The 24,469-nt window shown below is 34.5% G+C and carries 15 protein-coding genes; 3 read left to right on the top strand and 12 right to left on the bottom strand.

The genetic code is table 11. The annotated features are described in order from the left end of the window. From MKX52_RS16120 to tagD, 10 genes are all read right to left on the bottom strand, one after another. Positions 1-828 (bottom strand): ABC transporter permease, encoded by an 828-nt coding sequence (locus MKX52_RS16120; protein ID WP_088002282.1) that lies wholly within the window; start codon positions 826-828, stop codon positions 1-3. 152 nt (positions 829-980) lie between these two features. Then, positions 981-2,813 carry a glycosyltransferase family 2 protein gene (locus MKX52_RS16125; protein WP_088002284.1) on the bottom strand — a complete coding sequence of 611 codons (1,833 nt, stop codon included), beginning with the start codon at positions 2,811-2,813 and terminating at the stop codon, positions 981-983. Further along, positions 2,800-3,978, bottom strand: coding sequence for a DegT/DnrJ/EryC1/StrS family aminotransferase (locus MKX52_RS16130; protein ID WP_342491028.1), 1,179 nt, complete (start codon positions 3,976-3,978; stop codon positions 2,800-2,802). The genes MKX52_RS16125 and MKX52_RS16130 overlap by 14 nt, the downstream gene beginning before the upstream one ends. Beyond that, positions 3,979-5,259 (bottom strand): ATP-grasp domain-containing protein, encoded by a 1,281-nt coding sequence (locus MKX52_RS16135; RefSeq protein ID WP_012011456.1) that lies wholly within the window; start codon positions 5,257-5,259, stop codon positions 3,979-3,981. It lies immediately after the preceding gene. A gap of 12 nt (positions 5,260-5,271) precedes the next feature. After that, complete coding sequence (locus MKX52_RS16140) at positions 5,272-7,275, bottom strand: CDP-glycerol glycerophosphotransferase family protein (protein ID WP_012011457.1); 2,004 nt, start codon at positions 7,273-7,275, stop codon at positions 5,272-5,274. 96 nt (positions 7,276-7,371) lie between these two features. After that, positions 7,372-8,433, bottom strand: coding sequence for a dTDP-glucose 4,6-dehydratase (gene rfbB, locus MKX52_RS16145; protein WP_012011458.1), 1,062 nt, complete (start codon positions 8,431-8,433; stop codon positions 7,372-7,374). A gap of 19 nt (positions 8,434-8,452) precedes the next feature. Continuing rightward, positions 8,453-9,337 (bottom strand): glucose-1-phosphate thymidylyltransferase RfbA, encoded by an 885-nt coding sequence (gene rfbA, locus MKX52_RS16150; RefSeq protein ID WP_012011459.1) that lies wholly within the window; start codon positions 9,335-9,337, stop codon positions 8,453-8,455. 214 nt (positions 9,338-9,551) lie between these two features. Then, entirely contained in the window at positions 9,552-11,807 is a 2,256-nt protein-coding gene (locus MKX52_RS16155; protein WP_342491029.1) for a CDP-glycerol glycerophosphotransferase family protein, read from the bottom strand. 87 nt (positions 11,808-11,894) lie between these two features. Further along, on the bottom strand, positions 11,895-13,925 hold the full coding sequence (locus tag MKX52_RS16160; RefSeq protein ID WP_342491030.1) for an alpha-glucosyltransferase N-terminal domain-containing protein: 2,031 nt from the start codon (positions 13,923-13,925) through the stop codon (positions 11,895-11,897). A gap of 92 nt (positions 13,926-14,017) precedes the next feature. Continuing rightward, a complete protein-coding gene (tagD, locus tag MKX52_RS16165) occupies positions 14,018-14,407 on the bottom strand; it encodes a glycerol-3-phosphate cytidylyltransferase (RefSeq protein WP_008343212.1) in 390 nt (129 codons plus the stop codon). A gap of 369 nt (positions 14,408-14,776) precedes the next feature. Here tagD and MKX52_RS16170 point away from each other — a divergent pair, with 369 nt between their 5' ends. Together MKX52_RS16170 and MKX52_RS16175 are read left to right on the top strand one after the other, a co-directional pair. Further along, the gene (locus tag MKX52_RS16170; protein ID WP_044140062.1) at positions 14,777-15,547 is read left to right on the top strand and encodes a WecB/TagA/CpsF family glycosyltransferase; all 771 of its coding nucleotides are present in this window, start codon (positions 14,777-14,779) and stop codon (positions 15,545-15,547) included. A gap of 11 nt (positions 15,548-15,558) precedes the next feature. Further along, complete coding sequence (locus MKX52_RS16175) at positions 15,559-16,746, top strand: CDP-glycerol glycerophosphotransferase family protein (protein ID WP_342491031.1); 1,188 nt, start codon at positions 15,559-15,561, stop codon at positions 16,744-16,746. A gap of 17 nt (positions 16,747-16,763) precedes the next feature. Here MKX52_RS16175 and MKX52_RS16180 read toward each other — a convergent pair whose 3' ends face one another. Next, on the bottom strand, positions 16,764-19,394 hold the full coding sequence (locus MKX52_RS16180) for a glucosaminidase domain-containing protein (RefSeq protein WP_342491032.1): 2,631 nt from the start codon (positions 19,392-19,394) through the stop codon (positions 16,764-16,766). 320 nt (positions 19,395-19,714) lie between these two features. Between MKX52_RS16180 and MKX52_RS16185 the strand changes: the two genes are divergently transcribed. Further along, complete coding sequence (locus MKX52_RS16185; RefSeq protein ID WP_012011465.1) at positions 19,715-23,329, top strand: CDP-glycerol glycerophosphotransferase family protein; 3,615 nt, start codon at positions 19,715-19,717, stop codon at positions 23,327-23,329. 65 nt (positions 23,330-23,394) lie between these two features. Here the strand turns inward: MKX52_RS16185 and manA are convergent, their stop codons facing one another. Next, on the bottom strand, positions 23,395-24,345 hold the full coding sequence (manA, locus tag MKX52_RS16190; RefSeq protein WP_119125468.1) for a mannose-6-phosphate isomerase, class I: 951 nt from the start codon (positions 24,343-24,345) through the stop codon (positions 23,395-23,397). Positions 24,346-24,469: the final 124 nt, after the last annotated feature.

A 24,469-nucleotide genomic window follows, 5' to 3' on the forward strand; every position in this document is an offset into this window, starting at 1 on the left:
TTAAAGAAAATCGACAAATTTATCCCTAAATTTCATATGAAGCAATGAACCGACTGTTAAAAGAAGTAGCGTGATCAGCCAAAAATAAAGCGTATATTTCACATCATGGAAGAACCATTCTCCCTTTAACAAGCTATTTCTAAAACCATCAATAATGTAGAAAAGAGGATTCAATTTTAGTATATCCCCGATCCATGCTTTGTCTCCAGTGAGCTTCTCTGAGATATTCCAAAAAATCGGCAGCAAAAAGAAAAGCAAACGTGTCACGGATTGTAAAAGAAATTGATAGTCCCTCACGAGTACGCTAATCGTGGAATTAAACAAGCTAAACGAAAACATAAACGCGATCATACAAATAAAATAGTATATATATTGCAGCCAGTGCGCATCAGGGTATATGCCATAGGAAACCAGCACAATCAGATAGACACCCATCATAACAAAGTAGCTGAACAAGTTGGACATAATCACTACAGACGGCAGCGCACTAATCGGAAAATTCATTTTCGATACCATATTAATGCGTTTAAACACACTGTTTGACCCATCAAGAATCGTTGGACTAATGAAGAACCAAGGGATTAATCCCGCAAGCATCCAAATGATAAATGGAACTTCCATTCCCCCAATAACAATGGGCTGTCCTCCGCGAATTCCCAGACCAAAAACAAACCAGTAAGCCAACATTTGAATCAATGGATTTAAAAACTGCCATAAAACACCTAAATAATTCATCTGATATTTTGATTTAGTTTCATAAACAGCAAGCCGCATAATCAGCGGAAATGAGCTAATTTGCTCCTTTAGTATCGTCAACATTGCGTTCATTCGAATCTTCCTTAGATATAAGTTTTTGGAATTACTTTTTTTAAAAGCACCGCTCATAATTGTAACAGATGTTGAGGAATATTTCACTTGTCGCCAAAATGGGTATAGTCAAGAAATTAAAAAAGGAGGCAGTTACTGCCCCCTAGCTAGATTCATCTCTTGAGCTTTGACAATAAACGAGTTAAGAAAGTCGAACTTTTTAAAGAAATATTTCCTTTATCCGTTTCGTAAAACTCTATCTGAAAAGTCTCTAATCTATACATTTGATTTAATTTTTCTGTGAATAAACTTTTTCTCATTCTAAAATGACGCTCCTGAGAACAATAAAATAAATCATATATTTTAAAACCTTCAAAAAAATGTTCCCACTTAATCTTGAACTCCGTGCTTGAGACCCTTTCCATGAAGATCTTTTCTTGTGTTATTCGATTCTTCAAATAAAATGCATCTGATTCTATGATTGGCTGTTCTGTTAATATAAAAATACCAACTTCATTTAAAATCAACTGTTCTATCTTCAGATCAATATTCTCAATAGATAACTTTCCGTTACTTGTGTAAAATAGGTTGAAATTTGAATCTTTAAGGTTATTGAGTTTGTTACTAGACATTTTGTTAGAGATTCTGAATTTATCTTCCTTATTATCTATTTTTACAATAATGTAAATATCGTAAGTTGCAACTTGATTAAAATCTTTCAATGAAAGTGCTGCGTTTAATTTACCTGTATGATCTAAAAACGCACTAATTACAGTCTTTTCGGTTAATTTATGCCTAGATTCAAATGAAATATAAACACTTGCGCCATCGAATGACTTTGGAATATCTATACCTTTGAATATGACCTTTCCATCTTCAATGCCTATTTTGTTTATTTTTATAAATTCTTCTTTTAACACTTTTATCTCAAATAATTCATCTGGTATGTTAAGTGTTTTATTTCTAAAAAAGGGAAGAGACCAGTAGAATTTCCCATTATCTTTTATTACGTTTCCTTTTGGATTTCCAGCCAAATAATAAATCAATTCTTCATGCAAATCATTCAAAATAAAGTAAATATAAAGGTTACTTGTAATCCCCAAATCATTATTAAAAATATGGTCAACTTTTTGTAAAATAGGTTTAATTTCTTTATAAAAAACATGTCTAAATTTTTTGTCTAATACGATATTTTTAATAGGAAAGAATAATCGTTCAATATTTCTTTTTAAAAACTCATTTTCAAGCTCCTTATCTCCATAAGCTTCAAAATAGTTTATTTGATATGCAAGAGATTCTATTCGATCTTGGAAATTACGCAAATCTCCGTTTAGTTGGGTTATTGATTTCTGAGTTGCTTCTTCTCCTCTTTTTCTCCAAAGATACACAACATCTGTGATAATAGCTATCTTATTTGCATATAGGAATGCCTTATGAACCATCGGCCGATCAGCATATAGCATACCTGGGGGCATAAAACATTGGTGTTCAAAGATCAAATCTCTACGGAAAATTTTATTCCAATAGAAACCATCATAAAAAATGTCAGGGTAATCCTTCACATGTTCAATTAATCTGTTTGATTGCCATACTTCTCTCTCTTTTTTATAGATAATTTCTTTTTGAACACCATTTATTAATATATTAGGCCTGCCTATTACAATATCTGCTTCACTTCTTTTGGCTTCTAAATATAACTTTTCATACGCATCTAGTGGCAATATATCGTCTGAATCCATCAAAGTTATGAATTCCCCAGTTGCATATTTTAATCCATGATTTCCTGCATTGGCTCCACCACTATTTTTTTGATGAATTACCGTTATATTAGGGTATTTCTTTTCATATTCATTTAAAATTTCCCCACTATTATCGGGACTTTCATCATTCACTGCGATAATCTGCAAGTCAGGCATCGATTGATTGACTAGTGAGTCAAGACACTCCTTCAAATAGTTTTCTGTATTATAAACCAACACTACTACACTTAGTTTATACTGGCTCATTCGATAGCTCACCCACTTGATTCGTCATTCTATTATTGTCTTGAACATGATAATCCTCTAAAACAATTTTAATAATGGTACAAATTTGCTTTACTTCATCAGAGGTTAATTCAGAATACATTGGCAATGCCAAAATACGATCACTCACATATACTGCTACTGGTGTTTCATTTGAATTAAATGAGTAACATCCAAAATCATTACATAGTGGATAGAAATATTTTCTAGTAAATAAGTTGTATTCTTTTAATACTTCATTTAAGTAGTCTCTCATATTTAAATTTTCTAATAAAATTGGAAAATAAGAATAGTTATGCTGGACATTTCTATTAATTCGAACTAAGTTAATTCCTGGTATTTCAGAAAGATGTTTTTCATAAAGATGATAAACTTCTTTTCTCTTTAAGATATCTTGATCAATTTCTTTAAGATTAACCAAACCCATAGCAGCTTGAAATTCATTCATTTTTGCATTAATCCCAATGTAATCAACTGTTTCACTAGAAGTAATACCAAAATTCTTTAAAGCTTTGAGTAGTTTAGTTAAGTCTTTTCGTTTATAACACAGTACTCCACCTTCTATAGAATGGAAAACTTTTGTGGCATGCATACTAAACATAGAAACATCACCATATTCTCCAATATAGTTTCCATCCACCTTTACTCCGAATGCATGTGCAGCATCATAAATAAGAGGTATCCCATAATCTCTTGAGATTCTATCTAATTCAACTACATCACAAGGATTCCCAAACACATGTACCGCAACAATTGCTCTTGTTTTTTCTGTAATGAGCTGTTCAATTTGTTTAACATCAATGTTAAATGTATTTGATTCAATATCACAAAAAACTGGTCGGAAACCAGTATTTTTTATTGCGTGAATCGTAGAAGCAAAAGTAAAAGGAGTAGTAATAATTTCCCCTTTTACTTCTAATGTTTTCAGGGCTAGTTCTAAAGCTAAATGACCATTAGTGAATAGTTCAACTTCTGAAGCTCCTAAGTAACCTTTAAGATTAGTTTTAAATTCTTCATGTAAAGGACCGTCATTTGTTAACCAGTTATTCTCCCAAATATCTTTTATTTTATCAGTATACTCCTCAAATTTAGGAAGCTTTGGTTTTGTAACATGTATTGGTTTTGGAAATTTAAGTTGTTCTCCCATCTAACTTCTCCAATCAATTAAAGATTCTATTGAATCTACATCAAATACTGGAATGCCAGCAGCTTTAATTTGATCTCTTTCACTAAAAGAATCATCAATAAATATAGACGGTGTTTGGTTATCTATATATTTTGATTTTATATCTTCTTTTTCTAAATGAATGATACGATTAAAAAGGTTCGCATTAATTCGAAGTTTTTCTAGAGTTTCTTTGATATTATGAATATGCTTTGTAATTAAAATAATTTCTTTATTACTATTGAAGCATTGATATAAAAATAACATTAAAAGTGGATTAACTTTGTCTTTATACGTTATCGTATCATCAAAATCTACATATACTCTTTGATAAGAGTAAGCAATAGTAAAACGGTTGATTAGTGCTCGATCTACCTCGAGATTCACACCGTTATCTTCTATTTTTATATTAAAATCCATCCGGTCATATAAACTAAGTAATGGGAAATTAACACCTTTATTACGATATAGAGCCATGGTTCCTGCAATACGTGGAGCCACTTCTAACAATTTGTAATCTCCGTTTACATCTTCTTTAATTTGAAAAAACCACGCTCCTCTAAATTGAAGATGTTTGTTAATCTCATCAGCAATTTGTTTTGTCTGCTCATCCATTTGCAACGTAGCGGAATTCACGCTTATACCACTCTTAATTCGTTTTCTTTCTCGTCTGCCAGCGTATTTAAGTTCTCCATTTTTATTCGTAAAGCAATCTATCGTGTATTCTTTACCTGGAAGATATTCTAGTATTAATAAATCAGAATTGTTATTTTTATAGAATTCTAACTCTTTTTTATCTCTTGCAAGAGCTATTCCTTTTGATCCTTGTCCAACATCAGGCTTTAAAAAGACAGGGAAAAATTCAACTTCCTCTATTGTTTTGTACATTTTTGGTACAAAAGGCTGCTTTTTAAAAAATTCATATGTTTTCTTTTTAGATCTAGCAACCTCACATGTCAATTGATCAGATGTTACAACTATTGCATTTATGCGTTTTTGATTTTGTGCTAATTTCAACACAACACTATCATGAGCTGGTATAATAAAATCAATTTTATTTTCATCTATTAAATGATTCAATTTGTCAATAAAGTCTTCATCATGTATTTCCGGGACATTCTCTATATAATTTTTATATACATATTTACCATGGTCAGAGACACTGGAAGCACCTATCAGCTCAAAATCCTTAGAAAACTTAAGTGAATTGTGAATTTCTAAACCAATCTCTGAACCACATGGGAACACTAATACATTTTTCATTGTTACCTCCAATTATTGATTTCCAAACACAGTTTCGCTAACTAATTTGGCTGAATCCCCCTTTTCAAGATCGCAGTATTTTTGGTAAAATTCATTATATTTTTCGCTGTATTCGTCTTTAATGTGATGAATATTTCTTATAGCATCGAACAACTGTTGCTGATCCTCTAACACAGGACCAGGTAATTCCTTGTACATATCTAAGTAAAAACCTCTAATTTCTTCTTTATAAAGTTGATAATCATATGCATAGAACAAAATTGGCTTTTTACTATTTGCATATTCAAAAAATACAGAAGAATAATCAGTAATCAAAATATCCGAAATTAAATACAACTCTTGAATATCATCATATTTAGATAAATCAAAAATTGATGAATGTTTACTTGAACTAAGAACTAAATTATCAGAGATTAAATGATGCATACGTAAGATTAGTATATAATCATCACCAAATTCTCTTTGGAACTGTTCTAAATCGAATTTCAATTCAAAAGAATGATTCCAAGATCCGCTCAATTCATTGTCTCTCCATGTTGGTGCATACAATATTACTTGTTTATTTTTTGGGATGTTTAATCTTGTTTTGATCGATTCAATTCTTTCTTGCTTATTATTCTTATAAAAAATATCATTAGATGGATAACCATTTAATAGTATTTCTTTCTCGAATTTAAAAGCCCGCTGGAAGATATCTTTAGAGTATTCGTTTGCTGCTAATAAGTAGTCCCAATTACGAGATTCTAAATAAAAATTTTCTCTAGCCATTTTTTCTGGCCCATCTACTTCTATATCGTATCCCAATCGTTTTAAGGGTGTTCCATGCCATGTCTGGATATACACATTACCTTCCCTCTTTCGATGGACAGGAAAAATAATGTTACTAACCCAGTACTTAGAGAGAGCCAGATACCTATAATAATCTTCTTCTTCTCTATTTACTATAATAGGATTTCCTGGTATCTCAGATTCTCCTTGATAGGACCACACAAACTGATACTCTTTATCATATCCATTTTCTATCAAGTATTCATAAATATATTTGGGATTTCCTGAATAACTCTTCCCTAAAAAGCTCTCAAAGAATACCATTTTTTGATTCAATGGCTGTTGCTCACAAACATTATTAAAAACCGTTTTTCCTCTAGCGATATTGTAAGTTTTCAAATATTGCTCATTATCGGTAAACCAAAATGCCAAACTTTCCTTTCCCATAGTTACATAAACAATGAGTTTATACTTATCTTTGAAGTCATTTTCTAATAAATATCTATCTTCTTCTTTTGAAAAATCAGTATAGCCTGTCATATCTATTAGCTCTTTATAACAAATTCTCCGATTATTATCTCTGATTTGTAAAAACAAATCCCACCTACTATTGAGGTCTAAATCTTGTTTTAATTTATCTATCATAATAATTTGTTTAAAATTATACTTATTCCCTTCATGTGAAAAATTAATTGAGTAACCGAATGATTTTTTATTATCTCTTCTTACAGCTATTAGTTCTAATTGATTTACTTGATAATCATTTGAAAATTGAGTTACTTCACCTTCGATATAGAAATTTGAACCGACACTTTTTAAAGTGTTTATATTCTGTGAAAAACTATTCTTTTTGAAATCGAAAGATAAATAACCATTTTTTGTCTTAAAACTTTTAGCTTTTAAATTCAAATCTTCCGAATATGTTTTAAGACCTTGATTACCCATACTAAAAGGGGTTCTTTTCCTTATATATTTACTGTGTATTCTAAGACTAATATATACATCAAAAGTATCATGTGCACCAAATTCAGCTATATCCTTCAGATTAAAAATAGCTATTCTATTTTTAATTTTACTTTTCAAAAATCTACCAGTATCTCTATTTTTCAGGATAATATACTTGTCAGCAGGAAAAAATCCTAAATTATTAACAGAAAAAAAGAGAGTATTTTCTTTTATTTGAATTTCTACTTTATGTTTATCTATAGTTGATTTAAATATTCTTTTAAATAGTTTTTTAATATCCATATTTAATCATCATAACCCCATCTCATTTGCATTTCCCATCATTAAAAAAGTAAAATTCCCCATCCAAACTGCTGAATAGGGCTGCTAAATGATATATTAATTTAATTTCCCATAATTTTTTTGATAGTATTTTTTATATTCATCATCTAAAATATTATTAAGCCATTCAGAGTTATCTAAATACCAATCAATCGTTTTTATAATTCCAGTTTCGAAATGATACTTCGGTTTCCATTGAAGCTCTTTTTCAATCTTCGTTGGATCAATAGCATAACGTCTATCATGACCTTTTCGATCTTTCACAAAGGTGATCAATTCTTTGTTTATGTTTTCATCTACCTCTTCATTTAAATAACCTATAATTTTATTCACAAGACCAATATTTGTTTTTTCATTGTGTCCACCAATATTATACACTTCGCCAAGCTGACCGTTCTTTATAACTAAGTCTACTGCACTGCAATGATCTTCTACAAAGAGCCAATCTCTTACATTCAATCCGTCACCATAAATCGGAATTTGTTTTTTTTCAATACATTGATGTATAACAAGTGGTATTAATTTTTCTGGAAATTGAAATGGCCCATAATTGTTAGAACATCTTGTAATGTTTACTGGAAATTTATACGTATCAAAAAATGACTGAACCAATAAATCTGCTGAGGCTTTACTAGCTGAATATGGACTATGTGGATCTAAAGGTGTCTCTTCTGTAAAATAGCCTTCATTACTTAATGAACCATACACTTCATCTGTAGAAATCTGAATAAACTTTTTTCCTTCTATATATATATCTTCAGCTTTTTGCCAAAACTTTTTAGCTGTGTTCAACAAATTAAGTGTACCAAGTACATTAGTTTCAACAAAAATGCTAGGGTTTTCAATACTTCTATCCACATGAGATTCGGCTGCAAAATTCACTACATAGTCAATTTCATTATTTTCAAAAATTTCATTCAATAAAACCGAGTCATTAATATCACCTTTAATGAACTTGTAATTTTCAAAACCATCATAGTTTATTAAGTTCTCAAGATTTCCTGCATACGTTAATTTATCTAAGTTGATAATTTTAATATCTTTATATGTATCTAACAAAAATGCAATGAAGTTAGATCCTATAAAGCCTGCTCCACCTGTAACGAGGTAAGTTTTCATCATACTCTCCTTCATACTCTTATTTAATAATGACTTCTTTATTCTCAGCTAAATCTAATAAATAACTTCCATATTCAGTTTTTGATAAAGGTAATGCTAAGCGATAAAGTTGTTCTTCGTTTATATACCCTTTGCGGTAAGCAATTTCCTCCAATGATGCAACATAGAGACCTTGTCTATTTTGAACTGCTTCAATATAATTACTTGCTTCGAGTAAACTTTTATGTGTACCAGTATCAAGCCAAGCCATTCCTCGACCCATAATCTCAACCTTTAGTTTGCCTTGTTGTAAATAACACTCATTAATAGAGCTGATTTCAATCTCACCTCTTGCAGAAGGCTTCACACTTTTTGCTATATCAATCACTTTATTGTCATAAAAGTAGAGACCTGGTACAGCATAGTTAGATTTAGGTTGTTTAGGTTTTTCTTCTATACCTAAAACATTACCGCCATTGTCAAAATGTACGACTCCATAATCTTCTGGATTTTTAACATAGTATCCAAAAATAAGCGCACCTGTCCTTAAGTTCACTGCTTTGTTTAATATTTCAGTCAACCCTTGACCATAAAATATATTGTCTCCTAGCACTAGGCATACACTATCTTCACCAATAAATTCTTCTCCAATGATGAATGCATCTGCAAGACCTTTAGGCTCGCTTTGCACCTTATAACTCAAGTGTATCCCCAAGTTTTCTCCAGTTCCCAAAAGACGTTTAAATTGTTCTAAATCACTTGGAGTAGTGATGATAAGAACTTCTTTAATTCCACTAAGCATAAGAACAGATAATGGATAATAAATCATTGGTTTGTCGTATATTGGAACTAGCTGTTTAGAAATACCCTTTGTAATAGGGTATAGCCTTGAGCCTGTACCACCTGCTAAAATTATTCCTTTCAAGATAATCCTCCTATAAAAATTACTTATGAATGTCAAAAGTTCTAGTAAAATAGCTTCTTTTCACTTGAATATAAGCTTTATAATAACATATACCCAATACAAAGTTAACATTATCTTGGAGGATAAATTACAATTTTAAATAATCAAACCAAAAAAGCACTATCAAGGTGGTTTACGTTTTGATTCATTAACCCTTAATAGTGCTTATCATTATTTACTCTTCAAACACCTCTTCAACAACCCGCTTCGAAGACTCCCCGCTCTCTAAGTAACAGAATTTCTCATAAAACGGTGCGAATGAAGCTGGCAAAGTAAAGATCGGCTGTTCTGTTTCTCTTACCCAGTCAATGACGCTGGCTGTTTCTTTCACAAGAGGTCCAGGTGCTTCTTGTTCAAAGTCGAAGTAGAAGCCTCTCAGCTTGTCACGATATGTTTCGATGTCTGGCACATAGAATAGCATCGGACGTTTGAGGTTTGCATAATCAAAGAACACAGATGAGTAATCTGTGATGAGCAGATCAGAAATCATATAAAGGTCTCTAATGTCTTCGTAATGAGAGAAGTCATAGGCAAAGCCTTCATATGGTCCTAAATCAAAGTTTTCAGCAACTAAATAGTGCATGCGCAGAATAATGATATATTCATCTCCAAGTGCAGCTCTCATCTCATGCAAATCAAGATCTAAATCAAATTTGTACTGCCCTTTTTTATAAAATTGATCGTCTCTCCATGTCGGAGCATATAAGATCAATTTTTTATCAAGTGGCAGGTTCATCTTTTGTTTGAGTGCTCTCATCGTTTCTTCATTGTTTTGATTATGAAGGAAGTCATTTCTCGGATATCCTGACTCAATCATGGTCTTTTGAAATTGGAAGGCACGTGTAAAGATTTCAGTCGAGTAAGCGTTGGGAGATATGAGGTAGTCCCAATTCGATGCTTCTTTCGTGAAATTCTTTTTGTATTTCTTCGTGTTTGTTCCAGGCATATGCACCTCGTCCATATCCATCGCCAGTCGTTTTAACGGTGTACCGTGCCATGTCTGCAAGTATGTTGTATGCTCTGGTTTTGGAACCCATAGAGGTAAACGGCTGTTGACGACCCAATATTCGGCTCTTGCCATTGCAAAAATCCATTTCAATGACAGACGATTGATATAGTAGATGCCCTTTTCCTTAAACGGTGCTTCATGCCCTTTTTTCACGCTCCAGATCAACGTATATTCTGGATGATTTTCTTTCATATACTCATAGATCCCACGCGGGTTACAACTAAATTGTTTTCCATTAAAACTTTCAAAAACAACAGTTTTCTTTTTCACAGACAGCTTGCTCGCAAGCTGAAAGGTCGTTTTGAAGGTACTTGTCACAAGACGGTTACGGACTTTCTTTATTTTACCGATTTGCTTTTTGAACTTCTTCCACTTGCTTTTGACGTAGTACTTCACACGAGTCTTCATTGTATAATCATTGATTCGAATGCCTAGCGTTTGTCGTCTCTTTTTCTTTCGATACACCTCATATCGAATTGGGACATTATTCTGCTTTTGTATTTGGACGAGTCCCTTTAGTTGAATAGATCGATCTCCAAACACAAGAGATGGTGTTGTTAAAGTCTCTTCTGCTCCATTAACTTCACATATAAATTCTAAATACATTCTATAGATATATCTCTTATCTGTAGAATAAGTTAATCCTCCTAAAGGAACTTCAACGTTGAATGGATATATTTCCGGGATCTCCCCATCCGTTCTATAACCATCCACATCACTTTTTCGCTGATAGTTTACGGGGAACCGATGCTCCACTTCGCCCCTTTTAAACAGAATTTGAATGTTTTTGATTCGATAAGAGTGCTCAGCACTTATGACACCACAATATCCACTTATAGTAAGGAGATTGGTCTCATTAAGTGATATCTGATTCGTTTTCTTGACCTTCATTTCTCTCTTGATCTTAATAGAAGCATTACCTTTATCCGTACGATATGGTACAGCAAGGAGCATTGCACTTTTATTTTCTATGAAACAGAGTTCAGGCATCTCCACATCTAGCCTTAGACGACACTTATAATACTGATTGTTTTCACTTGTGAATTGGTCTTCTTCCTCCTCCAATTCAACCTCTTCGTCATCACCCTCAGAATCATATGAAGAGTCTTCGGTTTCATCTTCATTCTCACTACTATCAGTCAGCATCTCAGAAAAATCCGTCACATATAAGTTGTACGTTTGCCCTTGTTCCATTTTATTCGAGAAAGAATCTTCATGAAGCTCTATTTGAAATTGATTTTCCACTAGATGTTTAAGAGGAAGGTATACTTCCTGCTTTGAGACCCTTTCTCTCATGAGTAAATAAAATAATCGACCTTCTAATGGCCTATCATCATCTATCCTCAACAAAATTTCTATTTTTTGATCGTGGTTCTTTAAACACTCAACGATACTTTTCTTCTGAACGGCTTCTTCAATCATTAATCATTTATCTCCTCTGTTCATAGAAATCTAAAGTTTATTGTCGTACTTATAACACGATATATGATAATTAAAAGTTTCTATTCATTATTTATTCACCTTCCAAGAATAATTCCCTTTAATTGTCTTATAAGAAACACCGTCAACTTTTGATACATCTTTTTCATTGAGCAGATGCTCGGCAATTGGTAAACGCTTAATGTTTTCATTGTATTCTGCGTCTCTCATTCTAATATAGAAATCAACATATTTCGTTTTGTTCCGTTTCAATGCAGCTTGTATGGATGCATGTCCAATTGGAAAGGAGACCTTTAAATTTTCGATTTTTTTAGAGAATAACTCGGCATGGTTATGCCGATCATAACCGACAAGTTCTAATATAACCTTTTTTCGTTTTTCAATAGCACCTTCTATGTGCAAATCCAAGGAAAGAATATGATGTTCAACATCAATTCCCACTAATTTAAAATGAATAGACTTCATCATTTTTTGAATTTGGTCTCTTTTTTCTCGCACTTCTATCATTTTATGAAGTGCCGTTGTCCAGTTTTCATAATAGTTGGGAATTGAATATACCTCTGCAGTCTCCTGACAATTTTCTGAAAAAATCTGATACTGTTCATCATTTTTCAACAATTCAATGATTTTGTTAGCTAACTGTTTCACTTCATACTGCTCAACAACAAATCCATTAAACTGATTTTTCACAAGCGTGCTAGCACCATAATCGTAATTATAGGTAATCACAGGGCAATTGTTAACGATTGATTCCATGATTGACAATGGGCAGCCTTCAAAAATAGAGGTAGAAAGGGACATTCTAGCTGTTCTAAATTCAGCATCAGGATTTTGAGTGAATCCTTTCAAGAAGACATTATTCCCCAAGTCTAATCTTTTAATTTCTTGTTTTAGTTGCTTTTCTTGAGGTCCTGAACCAAAGATTTCAAGCCTTGCATTCGGTACTTCCTTTATCACAAATTCAAACGAACGTATGGCATCTATGACATTTTTTATTTTGGTCAATCTCGCCATCATCAGTACCTTATTCGGATCAGCAGTATAGTGATCTTGTACTTGATGCGACGAACGATCTAATGTATGTGGTGTTAAAAAGAATATATTTTGATGACCAAATTGTTTCACTACGTCTGTTTTTTGCTCTTCAGTGATAAAAAAGACGGCATCTACTTTTTGTTTTCTTACTTGAGTAAATAATTCATTATAATCAGAACGTAATTCCGTCTTTTCTGTTTCATAGTGTTTACTGTGAATGATTGCTGAGAAATAAGATGAACTCCTTTTTTTCAATTGGAACACATACTTATCCTGCTTCCGGCTATCAACTAAAAAGAGCTTTTTTCGATCATTTTTATACTGAATAGTTGTAAGCCACTCTTGTCTTAATTCTTTTTCATTTTTAAAGGTTTTTATCCCTTCTTCGGAATACCAAATGATGTCTCTCAATTTACTTTTAGCTTCTTCTTTAAGATCAGCATATCCTTTTTTCATATAAATATGAGTGTTCTCATAAATGAATAGTTCTCGATAGACTTTGCCCGTTTCCTGAGAGAAATAGGAAACTTTATGCAACTGCCCTTGGGAGTTATATTCCTCTCGCTTCTCCAATTGCTGATTTGGATGAAAATAATCAACTATCTCAATTTGATTTGATTTTTCATTTCTAATCATACGAACCGATGGATCTTCATGATCAAATGACCCTTTATTGTTGCCAGCGTGATAAGTTGGCTGATACTGTTCCTTTGGTGAACAATTTGGAATAAGGAAATCTTCATACATATTTTGGATTTTCGTCACGTTAGGATCGACTATTTGCTTGTCAAAGATCCCTTTCACTTTCTGAGAAAATTCTTGATCATATGAAAAGGTTAAAAAATGGGTTGAAATATTCTTTAATCCAAATAAGTTCGCACGTAGTAATAACGACTTCGTCATACCACCATATTTTTCTTTAATTCTTCCAGTAATAAAGTAATACTCCATATCAGGAATTTGCAATTGTTGTTGCGGCTGACTTTGATTATCTTCATGTGTCTTTTTTCTAAGCTTGTTAAACCATGTTTGGATCAAAACACTCAACCTTTCATTGTTGTCCAATTATTCCGTCGATATTTAAATAAATTTTTAACCGATATGTTAACATAAAAAAGCACTTCTCACCAAAAGATAAGAAGCACTATCTTAAATAATTAAAGTCCTGCAATTTCTTCCTTAATTTGAGTTGTTGAGATGCCCTCTGTTCTTTTCAAGTACACGACTTCGCAATGCTCTTTTAAGAAATCGAATTTACCTTCCCAGTCATCTCCCATGACAAACACATCAATATCGTGCTCTTGCACGTCACGGACTTTTTGATCCCAGCTGTTTTCTGGAATGACTTCGTCTACATAACGAATCGTTTCAAGAATGAGCTTTCGATGCTCGTAGCTATGATAAGCCTTTTTTGATTTCTGTAAGTTAAACTCATCTGTCGAAATGGCCACCACTAAGTAATCTCCAAGCTGCTTTGCACGTTCAAGCAGCTTAATGTGCCCCCAGTGTAATAAATCAAATGTACCGTAAGTAATAACTTTCTTCATTGCAAACATAAACTCCTTTCTTCGTTCCTTATTTGACTGCTTTCTTGCAGTAATGTTTATCCGTAATCCTATAATCATCGATCATTTTTTCGCTCTTCGGAACCTCATTATATCACAATGCCTATGAAAGGTTAAGAAAATGTAAAGACAAACTATTTCCAATTTATTGGGTGCAGAAGCGAAAGTCCGAAGAATCAATGTTTCTCGCAGCAGCCTCATTATGAATTGATGAAAATGTCATGAAATTTAAAGGTTTGTAAAGTTATTGTTAATATTTCATGGAGCATCTGTGATAAAATGATGAGTAGACGAAGAATGAATTTACAATGAACGTTCATAGATACCAAGATAAAAAAGGAGGTCTAAACAATGCAAACAGAAGTGGTCTCTAACCTTTCTTATGTAAATGGCGACCTAGATGAATTTATTAGTTATATGAATCACCATCATATTTCTCAAAGAAGAGGCGCCATGATTGCGACAGTCAATCCAGAGATTGGCTATGCTGTTATGAAGGATCATGCGTATCATCAAGTTGTCTCTTCTGCGGATTATGTTCTGCCGGATGGTGTAGGCGTTGTCTTGATGTCACGTTTGACACAAAGTCCGCTGAAGTCAAGAATTGCTGGCTTTGATGTCTTCATGTCTATGCTTGATCTAGCAAACAAGCAGTCTAAAAGTATCTTTTTATATGGAGCAAAAAAAGAAGTTCTTGAGGCTGTTAAACAGCGAATTGATACGGAATATCCAAATGTGGTCATTGCAGGCAGCTGTGACGGCTATCAAGCCGATAAACGTTTCGTAGCAAAACAAATCGCTCGCTCGAAAGCCGATATGGTATTCGTTGCTTTAGGTTATCCAAATCAGGAGAACTTTATTTATGAATACCGTCATTTATTCCCGCAGGCTGTTTGCATCGGTTTAGGCGGAAGCTTTGATGTATTTAGCGGAACGGTGAAGCGTGCACCACGATGGATGATTAAAACAAATACAGAATGGCTGTACAGACTTGTTGTGAATCCATGGAGATGGAAACGAATGCTGAATATTCCTAAGTACGCTTTTGCCGTGTTGAAAGAAAACAAAGGGAAAAAACGTTACTATCCTGAGCAAGTAAAGGATCAGACGAAGCAGCTGTGAGAGACTGACCAATGAGAACTATACGCTCAATGATCATTTCAGGCTATGCAGCTTTCGTTTCTTTCATTGGATGGCTGATGAGCGGCGTGAAACCACGGGAAAACCAGGTGACGCTGCTTGTTTCATTTCAAGAGAATGCAGCTGCTCTTATTGATACTTATCAACAACAGGCGAACATGAAGATGAAGCTCACTGTCCTCTACACGAAGCATGCTTCTGCGATAGAAAAGGACACGTCTCATCTGTCATTTCGCTATTTTCATGAAAAAAATCCTCTCCATCTCATTCAATGTATTTATACAATGTTTAAAAGCAAGGTTGTCGTGACAGATAATTACTTTCTCATGACAAGTGTACTCAGAAAACGTCCTTCTACCACTTGTATTCAAATATGGCATGCCAATGGGGCGTTGAAAAAATTTGGTCTTGAAGATGCATCAAATTCAGAACGAAGTCCTCGTGACATCAAACGATTCAAACGAGTCTATGCGTCTTTCGATTATATTGTTACAGGCTCAGATCATATGCGCGAGATTTTTAAGTCTTCGTTTGGGGTAAATGATGAACGTTTTTTACCAACTGGTGTACCGATGACGGATTTGTACTATGATCAGCGCCGACATTCATTGAAGCCGAATGATTTTCCTAAAGGGAAAAAGATCCTGCTTTATGCGCCGACCTATCGAGACTTTGCAATGGACGGTCTTGTCCTGCCTTTTTCAAAGGAGCAATTGCAAACAGAGCTAAACGGCGATTATATTCTGCTCGTCAAGCTACATCCTGCGGTCAAGCATTTAGCGAAGGCGGAAACAGACGATGAATGGATATTTGATGTATCCGATCAGCCGCTTTATCCATTGCTTCGTGCGTGCCATGTGTTGATCACAGATTACTCATCGATTGTGTTTGAATATGCGCTGCTTGAAAAGCCCGTTTTATTCTTCACCTATGACTTAGACACTTATCGAGAGAAGCGCGGTTTAGTCGATCGGTATGAGGACATCATTCCCGGGAAGGCTTGTGTCACTCAAAACATGCTCTTGAAAGAGCTCCTTCATCTAAAAGAATCAGATCACCAAAGACAAATCAAAACCTTTGCCGAGGAATGGAATCAATATTCAGAGGGAAGGTCCAGTGAGCAGCTCTTATCCTTTATTGAACAGCAGCTCTTACACAAAAAACGTCCGGCTTCTCAATAGGAAGCACGGACGTTTTTTTATTTGTTATAGACTGGGATATCGTAATAGAGCGTATAGTTATCAAGTAAGTTATACAAGCTATACATACGAGTGACTTGTTTATATGCCCAGCCAATATCTGTTGCATATTGATGAGTCGCTGCACTAGACCAGCGCATTTTATAAATCGTATCTTGTTTGTATGTGGCGTGATTGATATAGCTGTTGCCAATGAATTTTGCCCCGCCAATAATCGCTGCCTCTGGCGTGAACCATTGCTGTTCATACGCATATTTTGCACCGAGGTAATTTGGATTGCTGTCGTATGCGCCAATGCCATACATGTTATATACTTTCTTTCCATTAAACATCGTCCCATTCGCTAAAATGGAACCTCCGTTACCTGTTTCAAGCAACGCATGAGAAATGAGATAAATTTCGTTGATATGATACGTTTTCGCTGCCGTAATAAAGGCTTGTCCTTTACCTGCTAGAATCCCTTTGCCTGCTAGAATCTTTGAATTGACTTCTGCAGGATTGAGATTTGCAGCTTCAGAGAGTTTTAGAAATTGGAAATAAGATTGAGTGCCTTCTGCAATGTTAGCTGGGTCTACATATTTTTGCACCTCTGCTGCACTTGCATTTCTCCAGCCAAGGCTGATCTTGATCCAGTTTCCTTCTTTCCCAAGCTGTTTCACTTTTGCTCCTTTATTCAGCTGCGCCACGATGTTGCTAGCAGAGCTCGAATCAGGTGTCGAACGAACATTTAAGCCGTCCGTATTCACAGTTGACGTCGCCGCGTCGACATATGGTGCATATACATAGGCTGCACCATCGGTCTGTGGGGACACCTTCATTTGCTTGTTCACCATCTCGTTGACAGTGAGGTTGTAGTTCGTTTGCATGACCATTGGGCCATTTTTGATTTTTACGGCTGTAGCTGTCCAGCCATATTGACTTTTCACAAAAGCAATCGCCGCATTTACAGTTGGTAATCCTGTGAATTGCTGCGTAATGTTGATTTTGTAGGTTGGTTTCGTTGTTGTCTGATAGACAGCTGGTTCATTCCGTTTTTTGAAAAATGCCAAGCCTTGGTCGCGCAATGTAGCTGTTGAGATGGTACCTGTTTTGATCTGATATTGAGCATAATCAGCTGTCCCTGTTTTTTGAGCAGCTGCTTTCATTTTTTGTTTCGTTAAATAGCTTAGCGCTTGATTGAGTTTTGTCTGATTCACTGTCGGCTCTGTTGTGATTCGGTATTGTTTAACCACTTCTACCAACGTTTTTGTACTGCTGGCAACGCCATTTTTTTTGATGATCTCTTGAGCCTGCTTGACTTTACTTTGCTCATATACAGGTGTCGTCTTAAGACTATACGTTTTGCTGACAGCTTGGCCCTTACCAGTTGTAATGCTGCTTGTCACCTTCTGCGTTTTTAAATATGCGGCACCTTTATTGATTTTGGCTTGCTCCGCTGATTGATTGACGACAAGTCGATACGTGCTGTCAGATGCTTTACCTGTTTTTTTCGTTGTCGCTGATACCTTTTTCTTTTGGAAGAAAGCTGCTGCTTTTTTCGCTTGATCATCTCCTAATAGGTTTCCAGTCACTACTTGATATGGCTGTGTAGAAGAGATCTTTTGCGATGTGTAGCGCCATTTCTTTTTCTTGAAAAAGGCCACCGTTTTTCCGTATGCTGTATCGTTCAGTTGATTGAGCTTCACGATATAATTTTTTGTTTTTCCCACTCGCTGCACAGTCCCTGTAGCGCCGGTTTGTTTCTTAATCTGGGCCGCTGCGGAGGATGCTTGTTTGCTGTCTTTGAAATAGCCTGATTCCAAGCGATACACATTTTTTAAAGCGCCTGTCTTTTGAATCTTCCCGTTGATCTTTGCTTCTCTTTGAAGCTGGGTAAGAAGTGTCTGTGCTTTTGACTGGTTCACTTGTGCAGCTGATGTGACGATGTAATACGGCTTGCCTGCTGTCACCGTTTGAAGCACTGCTTTTAAACCAGACTCTTTTTGAAAGCCTTGCAGGATCGTATTCGCCTTACTTTGTCCAACGATACCACCTGAAATCAGCTGATACACAGTGCCAGCTTTGTTTTCAGTTTGGTATGTACTCGTGACACCGGCCTGCTTTTGTAATTCGGTTTGAATGTTTTTAACTTTCGTTTCAGAATCAATGGTTCCTGAAATGACCTGATAAGAAGGTCTGCTTTGATTGATGACCTCATAGGTGCTATTGAGTCCTGATGTTTTCGTTAGCTCGAGTGAGAGCTTTTTCGCCTGAGCTTCATCATTGACGGGGTCAGATACGACCTTTTGTAAAGGGAGCCGGTCACCTACTGGCGACACTGTACCGCTCATGCCCGTCTCTTTTTTTAATGCAGCTGCACTTGCACTCGCTGCTGCTTGTGATTCATATCCTGAGGCAGTGAGCTGATAGGTCGACGTGTTTCCTGAGGTTTGATAAGTGGCTGTCCACTTTTTGTCCTTCTTCAATGTTTCCACTGCTTTTTTCACTTCTGATTCTGTTGTAAATACTTTTGAGGTGTTCATCGTATAAATGGATTGATCGACATAGGAGGCTGCTTGTGCTTCTTTGCCCGTATGTACTGTCATACCAAAGGCAGCTGCGAGTAACATAATCTTGATGGTTTTTTTCACGTTCACTGTCCCTCTCTTAACTTTGCATAATAGTCTACTAATCTCTTTATCGACAGAATCACCTAATTATTTTAACAACAAAAGACTCAATATATTAATATCTATGTATTTCAATTGATATTTTCAACATGTTTTCACTTAAATATCATTTCATCATCTTAAATTTCCATTAAAGATTTAGTATCATATTAAATTCTCTTTGAAGATGTGGTATCATATAGCATCATTTGCATTTTTTATCGAAATTTCAAATTCACTTGTCTGTATATTACAACAGATTCTCGACTTTTTAAAAAGGAATATTAAAAGGAGTCACACTAATGAATAAGAAGATCTTAAAACGGAACAAAAAGATTTTAAAAAGAAAAATAAATTTTTTAAAAGACCCTTTAAGAAATTTTATTAAAGATAAGAGACACCAAAGGAATAACCTATATGCATACTATTATCAACATCTTGAAGTTGTTGATAAAACTGTATTTTATGAATCTAGAGATGGAAAAAGCATGACCGATAGTCCATTAGCCATTTTTGAATATTTGCTTCATCAGCCTAATTTTAAAGACTATACTCACATTTGGGCTATTGAAGACTTTGAAACATTAAAACCAATTTTGAATAAATATAAAGATGACAAAAATGTGATTTTTGTCAAAAGAAACTCTAAAGATTATTTAAAATATCTAGCCACTGCTAAATATTTAATCAATAACTCTACTTTCCAACCATTCTTTATATGTAAAGAAGAGCAAGTCTATATTAATACATGGCATGGTACACCTTTAAAATATATGGGCTTTGATATTCCAGGAAACCCTGCACATTCTCAGAACGTACTGAGAAATTTTTTGAGTTCAGATTATCTAATTAGCCCAAATGAACATACAACAAGCATGTTTTTAAATAGTTATAAGCTAAAACACATTTTCCCGGGGAAAATAGTAGAAGAAGGATACCCAAGAATTGATCTAACGTTGAATTCTGATTCCAATGCTTTCAAAAAAAGTCTTCAATCATTTGGAGTTAGCTTATCTTTAGAGAAAAAAACCATTGTATATGCACCTACATGGAAAGGAACGAATGTCGGTAAGGTTAAAAACAATTTAACCCAAATCACTTCTGACCTGAATTACTTACAAGAAAAATGCGGAAAAGAATACAATATTCTTCTTAAGCTTCATCCATTTCTTTATCATCAAGCAAGTCGTTCAACAGAATTACAAGGTCGGCTAATACCGGATTTTATTGATACAAATGTGCTGTTATGTGCAACTGATTTATTGATCACCGATTATTCAAGTATATTTTTTGATTTTCTAGTTACAAATAAACCCATCCTATTTTATATGTGGGACGCAGATGAATACACAGAAGAACGTGGCATGTATTTTAAGCTTGAAGACCTACCAGGACCTCGTGTATACAACATAAGGGATCTAGCAAAATCAATTAGTGAAATTAAGGAAATAAGTACACAATTTAAAACCCAATATGATCAATTCAAACATGAATTCACAAAGCACGATGATGGTAAAGTGACTGAGAGAGTCGTTAATACTATCTTCAATAAAGTGACTGAAAACATTCGCTGTATCAACACTCATAATAATAAGAAAGAGAAAATATTGATATACCCAGGGGGAATGAAAAATAATGGTATTACTTCCTCTTTTATTAACCTAACTCAAAATATTGACTATGATAAATATGACGTCAGTTGTTATATGAGTACACCGAATTCAAAAGAAGTATTAAATAACATTGCAAAAGTCAATAAAAATGTCAGGTTTATCTTTAAGCCAGGTCTACCTGTATATACTCTGCAAGAAGTTTATAAAGATAAATTAATTCATAATCGTGGAGTTAAGGGGAAATTAGAAAAAAGACTCTACCCAAAAGATGCTTATTCTAGAGAATTCAAGCGACTTTTTGGAAAATCCACCTTTGATCATGTGATTGATTTTAGTGGTTATAGCTTATATTGGGCTAAATATCTCGTTTCTGCCGATGCGAAAACAAAAATATGTTTTATGCACAATGATCTTCTTTCAGATAGCGAAAGAACGATTAATGGGAAGAAACCTCATAGAATCAATCTGAGAGGTTTATTCACTATATATCATAAATTCGATAAGTTAGTGAGTGTTTCTAAAGGTACAATGGATTTGAACAAACAAAACTTATCTCACTATGCAGATGAAAGTAAGTTTGATTATGTCATGAACTCAATTAATCCAGATAAAATCTTAGGAACCGATTCACCTATTAGTGAGAAAGACTCAAATAGCCTTATCGTCTCAAATAAAGCATTTAACTCCAGAGCAAGAATTATCAGTAGCAAACATGATAAAATTTTTACGACATTAGTAGAAAATCATCCTTCTACTTTTTCAAGTAAAGAGTTTGAAAACAAAGTAGTGATGGTTACGAGAAAAGCTGTAACAAATCAAAACGAAGTATTATATAAGTTTACTTATGAAGATCATGTTGTGGGATGGTTAAATAAAGAAGCATTTAAGCTTCTTCCTGATAGTATTCTATGTGAAGAAAAAGTTCATAAATTGGCAGTGGTTACTTCTCCTAAACGCAATGATATTTGGACAAAACCCTATAAAACAAAGGGTATTAAAAAAGTGTCTTCTAGCTACCCCTATAAGAATATTATGGTAGAAATAGATAGAGAAGCCAGGACTGAACGCTCCTCCTATAGCAGATTTTATGTTAATAAACAACTAATAGGCTGGATAGACTCGTCTGCTCTAAAAATACTGAAGGAATATGAACTAATTAGTAATCTCTCTGAAGAAAAGCAAGCTTTGATAGAAAAAGAAAAACACACATTACTAAGCGAAAATTACCATGTCCATGAAGAATTTATTCGCTCATTGAATAATAGAACATTTTTAGAGAGAAATTTAAATAAACAAATGAAGATTGTTCATACAGAAAATCACAAAATATGGTCTAAAGCTTATCCAAATTTCGGTTATACTGAAGTCTGCAGCGCTGATTTATATAAAGATTTAATTGTGACTGTAACCAAGAGTCATAAAACGAACACATCTACCTATTATCAATTTTCTTATGATGGACAAGTAATTGGATGGTTAAATGTAAAAGCATTTAAACAATTAGACCATCAAACCATTTTAAGTCGTAAAGAAGTGAGTTATTCTGCTTTACTTCATTTAAATGACTATAAAATTTTTAATAAAACAAATGAAAATACTAGATATGAGGTCATAGAAGATTATTATCAGTATAATCAAAAAGAATTTATTGTTACTGAAGAGGTCACAACACCTATATCAACATACTGTACAATAGAACTCGATAACGAAAAAATAGGCTGGGTAGATAAAAAAACATTAGAAATAATTAGGTTTCGTGGTTTCCAGATAGGAAAAGAGTTTGTTCCTTATCCATCAAAACAACACTATAATTTTGTTAATATGGGACGTTTGTCTCCAGAGAAAGGGCAAGATAATTTAATTACTGCTTTTAAACAACATGTCGAAACAAACCCAAATAGCAAACTATATATTCTCGGTGACGGTCCACTAAAGAAAGACCTTCAAATGTTAGTAGACCAATTTGAATTGCAAAACCATGTGTTCTTAGTCGGTCAGGTTGAGAATCCATTTACCGTCCTAAAGATGTGTGACTGTTTTGTTTTATCATCACATTATGAAGGACAGCCAATGGTTCTTTTAGAGGCGATGACACTAGGCATGGATATTTTAGCAACAGATATCATTGCTAATAGAACTGTTTTAGAAGATGGTAAATACGGGGCTCTAGTAGATAATAGTATTGACGGGCTTATACAAGGTCTAAACAACTTTAGCTCTCATACACACCCTGCTTATGCTCCATTTGATTATAAAGAATATAATAAAAAAGCAATGGACACATTCTATAAAGTTCTAAACTAAACTTACTATATTTGTCACAAAAAGAGACTTTCAAGCTGTTACTTATGCTTGAAAGTCTTTTCAGTTTATATATGCGATACAATCAGTTCACAATTTCCTTCAATTGAGAAGCTCCCTGTTTCAGCCGGCAGGATAAAATGAGCTCCTTTAGGCAGTGGATATGTATGCCCATCATGCGTTAGAGCCCCTTCCCCGCTAATTACACTGCACAGCAAAAACGGATAATCTTGCGAAAGCTCTACTGCTTGATCAATTTCCCATTTATACACAGAAAAATACTCTGCTTCAACAAAAGTTCGAATGGTCAGCCCACGGCGTGTTTCAACTGATTCATCTGCATAACCGTCTACATGAGGGACCGTTGTGACATCAATGGCTTGCGCAAAATGAAGTTCACGTTCATGGCCATTCTGATCTTTTCGTTCATAATCATATACCCGGTAGGTTGTATCTGAGCTTTGCTGCGTTTCGAGGACAAGCGTTCCTTCGCACAGCGCATGAATGGTACCACTTGGCACATAATAAAAATCACCAGGCTTAATCTTGACACGACGCAAAAGACCTTCCCAATCTCCACTGTTCATCATGGTCACAAGCTCAGTTCTTGTTCTTGCGCTGTGCCCATAGATCATTTCTGCTCCTTCTTTGCAGTCAATGATATACCAGCACTCTGTTTTTCCAAGCTCACCATTTTCATGTCTTTCCGCATAATCATCATCTGGATGAACTTGAACGGACAAGTCTTGGTTTGCATCTAAAATTTTGGTTAACAGCGGGAATCTGTCGCCTTCTATTCCCCCGAACAATTCTCTGTGATTGTCCCATAGTTCGATCAGCGTTTTCCCTTTATATGGACCGTCTTGCACGACACTTGGTCCGTTTGGATGAGCAGAAATTGCCCAGCATTCTCCCGTTTGTTCAGAAGGAATATCATAGCCAAATTGATCTCTTAAGGCTGTACCTCCCCATATTCTCTCCTTCAATTCAGGCAGTAAAAAAATTGGTGACTGCTTCATTCAGGATGACTCCTCCCTTTGCTACCCTTTGATAATCCTTGCCAAGCCTTGATGAAAACTAGCAAGTCTCAACTTTTATTATGACGCTATCTAAAGAGAAGTCAATCCTTTCAGTACACCAAAT

This window comes from Bacillus sp. FSL R5-0422 (genome assembly GCF_038610765.1).
Lineage (GTDB): Bacteria > Bacillota > Bacilli > Bacillales > Bacillaceae > Bacillus > Bacillus pumilus_O.